At 70.5% G+C, this 5,696-nt stretch carries 7 protein-coding genes; 3 read left to right on the top strand and 4 right to left on the bottom strand.

From position 1 onward, the window contains the following. Positions 1–349: 349 nt before the first annotated feature. On the bottom strand, positions 350–1,558 hold the full coding sequence (locus ACWEOE_RS41980; protein WP_452019413.1) for a chromosome segregation protein: 1,209 nt from the start codon (positions 1,556–1,558) through the stop codon (positions 350–352). Between the two features lie 216 nt (positions 1,559–1,774). On the opposite strand from ACWEOE_RS41980, the gene ACWEOE_RS41975 reads away from it, so the two are divergent. Next, positions 1,775–2,143: an SPW repeat domain-containing protein gene (locus tag ACWEOE_RS41975; protein ID WP_452019411.1), complete on the top strand. Its 369-nt coding sequence runs from the start codon at positions 1,775–1,777 to the stop codon at positions 2,141–2,143. Positions 2,144–2,153: 10 nt separating this feature from the next. Beyond that, a complete protein-coding gene (locus ACWEOE_RS41970; RefSeq protein WP_452019409.1) occupies positions 2,154–2,732 on the top strand; it encodes a TetR/AcrR family transcriptional regulator in 579 nt (192 codons plus the stop codon). 13 nt (positions 2,733–2,745) lie between these two features. Here the strand turns inward: ACWEOE_RS41970 and mce are convergent, their stop codons facing one another. Beyond that, positions 2,746–3,213 carry a methylmalonyl-CoA epimerase gene (gene mce, locus ACWEOE_RS41965; protein WP_452019407.1) on the bottom strand — a complete coding sequence of 156 codons (468 nt, stop codon included), beginning with the start codon at positions 3,211–3,213 and terminating at the stop codon, positions 2,746–2,748. A 130-nt stretch (positions 3,214–3,343) separates the two neighbouring features. Here mce and ACWEOE_RS41960 point away from each other — a divergent pair, with 130 nt between their 5' ends. Continuing rightward, positions 3,344–4,534, top strand: coding sequence for an acetyl-CoA C-acetyltransferase (locus ACWEOE_RS41960; protein WP_452019405.1), 1,191 nt, complete (start codon positions 3,344–3,346; stop codon positions 4,532–4,534). A 51-nt stretch (positions 4,535–4,585) separates the two neighbouring features. On the opposite strand, the gene ACWEOE_RS41955 is transcribed toward ACWEOE_RS41960, so the two are convergent. Beyond that, positions 4,586–5,284 (bottom strand): trypsin-like serine peptidase, encoded by a 699-nt coding sequence (locus tag ACWEOE_RS41955; protein ID WP_452019403.1) that lies wholly within the window; start codon positions 5,282–5,284, stop codon positions 4,586–4,588. 25 nt (positions 5,285–5,309) lie between these two features. Beyond that, positions 5,310–5,591 carry a hypothetical protein gene (locus ACWEOE_RS41950; protein ID WP_452019401.1) on the bottom strand — a complete coding sequence of 94 codons (282 nt, stop codon included), beginning with the start codon at positions 5,589–5,591 and terminating at the stop codon, positions 5,310–5,312. Positions 5,592–5,696: the final 105 nt, after the last annotated feature.

Raw genomic sequence — 5,696 nt, 5'->3', positions numbered from 1 at the left:
CCACGCCAAACCAGAACCAATCTTCTGTGACTGGTGTTAAGACGTGTGATCTTCCTATCTTGGTTCGAGCGGTCGGATCGGCCTGGCGGCCGATCGCACCGCTCGAACCAAACACCGGCGCGATCTCGCTCTGTGGTTACCTCGGAGGCTTGGCCGGCCGGTGTGAGTGCGCTCCGCGTTTGCCCGGTGATCCGAGGGGCGCGAGGGTTGTGCGGGTCTGGAAGTTCCCGATGAGTGGGAGCGAGCACCCCGGCCGCGAGGTTGGTCCAGGGGAGCGTGTTTGGGTGGAAAGCAAGCAACCCGGGCCGTGAGACCCGGGTTGCTTGAGACAGATGAGCCTGACTGAACCTCAGTCGCCCGTGGGTTTGCCGGCCTGGCGGGAGGCAGGCTGGGGCTGGGGTGTCTGGGGCTGGGGCGTCGGGGGCTTGGGTGTCGGGGGTTTGGGGACGTCGCTGGTGCGCAGGCGGACCGTCTTTTCGACCTGGTCTTCGGCGGAAGCGGCGGCAACCGGAGCCGGGGTCTTCTTCGGTTCCACTGCGGCCTTGATGTCCGCCGGAACCACCGTGTCCGTCTCACCCAGGACGTGGTGGGCCTCGGCGAGCACGGTGCGCGCCTGGCGGACCTGCTCGGCCAGGCTGGTGCGCACGTTGCGCAGCGCCTCGACGCGCTCGTTGGCCTGAGTGATGCGCCGGTTGGACTCGTCGGTGGCCGTGCGGACGCGGCGGCGCGCCTCGTCGGCGGCTTCGGCGAGGCGGGCGTTGGCCTCGGTGATCGAGTCCTGCTTGCGCTTGTTCGCGTCGGCCACGGATTCGCGCTGGCGGCGTTCGATCTCGGCGCGGGCCGCTGTTTCCTCTTCGAGCACCTTGGCGCGGATGGCGGCTGCGTCCTCGGCGGCCTCGCGCACGCGGCGCTCGGCTTCGGCCTTCGACGCGGCCTCCTGCTCGGCCAGCACGCGCATCGCCTCGGTGCGGCGGGCGGCCATGGCGATCTCGAAGTCCTCTTCGACCTGCGTGCGGCGGGCCTCGGACTCCGCGTCGAGTTTGTTGCGCTCGGCTTCGGCCTTGTCGGTGATGGACTTGGCCTCGGCGCGCGCGTCCTCGAGGACCTTGCGGTGCTCGGCTTCCATCTCCTTGCGCCGCAGGTCGAGCTCGGTGAGCAGCTGCTCGTACCGGGCGCGCATGGCGCTGGCGTCGGTCTCGGCCTTCGCGCGGATGTGACCGGCCTCGGCCTCGGCGCGCGCCCGCGTGTCGGCCGACTCGTCCTGCGCCAGGCGCAGCATGCGCTGCAGCCGCTCGGACAGGCCTTCGACGCTCGTCGGCGGCTGGGCGAGCCGGTCGACCTGCCCGCGCAGATCGGCGATCTCACCGCGGGCGATCTCCAGCTGCCGGGCCAGATCGCCCGCCTGAGCAATGGCGGCGTCGCGGTCGCCGGTCAGCATCTTCAGGTCGGAGTCCAGCCGTTCCAGGTGCTCGTCGACCTGCGCTCGGCTGTACCCGCGCTTCGCCACGTCGAAGCCGGCTCCCAGCGGCACAAGCTCCCGTTCCTCGCCAAGGCTCATGGCACCTACCGTAGCCGCTACGGGGTCACGGACGGGTGAGCACCCACGCTGTCCCCCCGGCCCTGCGCCGAGCGGCCCAACACAGTAGCCCGGCGGCGTGCGAGCCACCTCCACGCAACTGTGACGAACCAATCTTGACCGGCTGGCCAACCAAGGCGCATGATCGACGCAGGGAAACTTTTCAACCAGCAGGTTCTCCGGCGGAGGTGAGCACGAATGAGTGAAGTCTCGACGCGCGCCTGGACGCGGCCCCACGACTGGGCCGAGGTCGTCATCGGTGTTGTCGCCGCTCTTTCACCCCTTTGGCTGAGCACGGACACGATGACGATGTGGACGATGGTGATCCTCGGTGCGCTGATCGCCATCGACGGCCTGGTGTCGCTCGCGGCGCCCGGTGCCGTCTACGGCGAGGGCATCCAGATCGTCCTCGGGGTGTTGCTCTTCATCGCCCCGTGGGTGATGGGGTACACCGAGTTCAACGGGGCGTCCTGGACGTCCTGGGTCGCCGGTGCGCTCACGATCATCGCCGGCGCCGCCGCGATGCCGATGGCCAACGCCGCCCACCGGACGGCGATGCCGCACTGAAGGAGCTGACATGACGGACGACTCGGCGAAGGAGCGGATCCTGGGTGCCGCGGAGGCGCTCTTCGCCGAGTCCGGCTTCGACGCCACCCCGACGTCCCGCATCGCGGAGCGCGCCGGGGTGCCGAAGGGTCTGGTCCACTACTACTTCCGCCGCAAGTCCGACCTGCTCGCGGCCCTGGTCGACCGGCTGCCCGACGAGCACATCGAGCCCGCCGCCGTGGTGGTGCCCGGTGATCTCGCCGGGTCGCTGCGCCGCCTGGTCTCGGAGCTCGACCGCCGCTTCACCGGCTCCCTCGGCCTCTCCCACCTGCTCTGGCGCGAGGCCGACACCCACTACGTCGTCCGCGACGCCCTCGGCGAACGCTTCCAGCAGCTCGTGAGCCTCGTGCGCTCCGTGATCGCCTCCGCCACCGGCGGCCGCCTGCCCAACGCCGACCTCGACAGCGCGTCCGGCCTCCTCGCCCGCGCCGTCAGCCACCGCCACGCCACCGCCCGCCACTCGGGCGACGACCGCCCCGCCGAGTTCGACGGCGAGCTCACCTTCCTGGCCAACGCTCTTTCGGCGAAGGCGAAGGCCGACAAGCCTTAGTGCCCGGCCCGGCTCAGTGCCCGGTCTTGCTCCCGGCCGGTTCCACCAGCTCCACCAGCACCCCGCCGGCGTCCTTCGGGTGCACGAAGTTCACCCGGCTGTCCGACGTCCCGCGCTTGGCGTTGTCGTACAGCAGCCGCAGCCCCTGCTCGCGCAGCGCCGCGGCCGCGGCGTCCACATCGGACACCCGGAAGGCGAGCTGCTGCAGGCCGGGACCGCTGCGCCCGAGGAACTTCGCGATCGTCGAGTCCTCGCGCAGCGGGGCGAGGAGCTGGATCATCGTCTCGGTACCCGCGGTACCGGGCGCGCGCAGCATCGCCTCGCGGACGCCCTGCTCCTCGTTCACCTCCTCGTGCGCGACCTCCAGGCCGAAGTGCTCCTGGTGGAACGCGATGGCCTCGTCGAGGTTCGGCACCGCGATCCCGACGTGGTCGATCGCGGTCACGAACGGCTTGAGCACGGCCCGCGCGTCAGTGTTCATGGGGGCAGGATAGGCGCCGGGGGAAACCCCCGGAGGTGACGTGCGTCCCCTCACACTGGCTCCATCAAGAAGCCGCGGGCGCGGGTACAGTCGTGAGACTGTAGGTGTACAGACTTCTTGGGAGGACGACGTGTCCGGTTCCGTGATCCTGGGCGCTGCCCGTACCCCCATCGGGCGGCTGCTCGGCTCGCTGAAGGACTTCACCGGTGCCCAGCTCGGCGGCATCGCGATCAAGGCAGCGCTCGAGCAGGCCGGGGTCTCGCCGTCCGAGGTCGAGTACACGATCATGGGCCAGGTCCTCACCGCCGGCGCGGGCCAGATCCCGGCGCGGCAGGCCGCCGTCGCCGCGGGCATCTCGATGGACGTCCCGGCGCTCACGATCAACAAGGTGTGCCTCTCGGGCCTCGACGCCATCGCGCTCGCCGACCAGCTGATCCGCGCCGGCGAGTTCGACCTCGTCGTGGCCGGCGGCCAGGAGTCGATGACGCAGGCGCCGCACCTGCTGCCGAAATCACGCGGCGGCTTCAAGTACGGCGACGTGACCATGCTCGACCACATGGCCTACGACGGTCTGTTCTGCGCCTTCGACCAGGTCGCCATGGGCGCGTCGACGGAGAAGCACAACACCCGCTACGGCATCACGCGCGAGCAGCAGGACGAGTTCTCCGCGCGCTCGCACCAGCGCGCCGCCGCCGCCATCGAGGCCGGCTTCTTCCGCGAGGAGATCGCGCCCGTCACGATCCCGCAGCGCAAGGGTGACCCCGTCGTCTTCGACACCGACGAGGGCGTCCGCGCCGACACCACGGTCGACGGCCTGGCCAAGCTGCGCCCCGCCTTCGCCTCCGACGGCACCATCACGGCCGGCTCCTCCTCCCAGATCTCCGACGGCGCCGCCGCGGTGATCGTGGCCAGCCCGGAGAAGGCCGCGCAGCTGGGCCTCACGCCGCTCGCCGAGATCGGCGCCCACGGCGTCGTCGCCGGCCCCGACGCGTCGCTGCACGAGCAGCCGTCCAACGCCATCCGGAAGGCCCTCGCGAAGGCCAAGCTCGACGTGAGCGACCTCGACCTGGTGGAGATCAACGAAGCGTTCGCCGCGGTCGGCGTCGTGGCCGGCGAGAAGCTCGGCCTGGACCCGTCGATCGTCAACGTCAACGGCGGCGCCATCGCCCTGGGCCACCCGATCGGCGCCTCGGGCGCCCGGCTGGCCGTGCACCTCATCCACGAACTCCGCCGCCGCGGCGGCGGCCTGGGCGCCGCGGCCCTGTGCGGCGGCGGCGGTCAGGGTGACGCGCTGCTGCTGCGGGTTCCGTCCGCGAAGTAGTGATTTCTCGACAAAGGCCGGGCAGGGCTGCCCGGCCTTTGTCGTACCTGATCAGGCGTGCTGAGCCGCTTCGAACAACGGCTTCGTGATCGCCTTGCTGAACTGCGGTCCCACGAGATAACGCTGACAACCCGCGTCACGCTCGCACGCCTTGCCCGTGGCGTCGAAGAAGCCGCCCTGGGTGTTGTGGCCGACGACCGTGCCGAGGCCGGTCGTCGGGTTGAAGTCGGCGAGGCGCGGACCGCCGCTGGAGCCGCCGCCCATCACGCAGGCGGTGCCCCACAGGTTCGGGCCCGCGGGGAAGTCCGCGGTGCCCGGCCACTGCAGCGTCCGGCCCGTGCAGAATGCCAGGCGTGAGCCGATGTACTCCGGCAGGCCCGCGCGCGCGGGGTCCGTCGAGGCACGCGGGTAACCGAACTGCACCACATCGGCGCTGCCCGGCCGGTCGAAGCCGATCTTCTGCGCCGCGCCGACCTCGTCCTGCACGAATGAGCCGTGAGCGCCGCGGTTGAGGACGACGAAGGACTGGTCGTAGGGATCGAACTTCTCGGAGTTGATCGCGTCGTTCTCGAGCCATGTGCGGTCCGCGACGCCGAAGCGGCCGACGAACTTCCCGTACGGCGCCTGCCCGTCGTGGTAGCCCGGAACGAACATCGAGTGGGTGTTCCACTGGTTGTCCTCACCGAGGAGGTTGGTGTTGTTCACGCAGTGCCCCGCCGTGACGACGGTGCTGCGGTTGGCGCTGTTCACCACCGTCGCCGTGCAGCTCGCGTCCTCACCGTGGTCGGTAAAGAACAGCCGGCCGACGGTTTTCGCGGCGGCGTTCGAGGCGGTCCAGGGCGCTCCGTCGGGACCGCTCGTCGGCGGGGTGGTCCGACGACGGCTGCGTGAGCGCGTCCATGCGGTCGGGGGTCCAGTAGTCGAGCACGGCCTGCTGTTCGGCCGCGGAGACGGCCAGGGGCTGCACGAGGGGTCCGGTCGCGGCCGACGCGACGGCCGGCACCGCGAACGCGACACCGGCGGCCGCCGCGGCCGTGAGAATGAGGCGAGTGATCATGGGCCGAAACGCTAGTGTCCTGAGTCGTTAATTCGTTGGCAGTATGCGGCGAGGGTGTCGAGGATCTGGTCGGCGGTTTTGGTCCAGACGAAGGGTTTGGGGTCG

The sequence above is a fragment of the Amycolatopsis sp. NPDC004368 genome, assembly GCF_053602515.1.
Note: the sequence above shows the minus strand (reverse complement) of the source record. Positions and strands in the feature narration are given on the sequence as shown.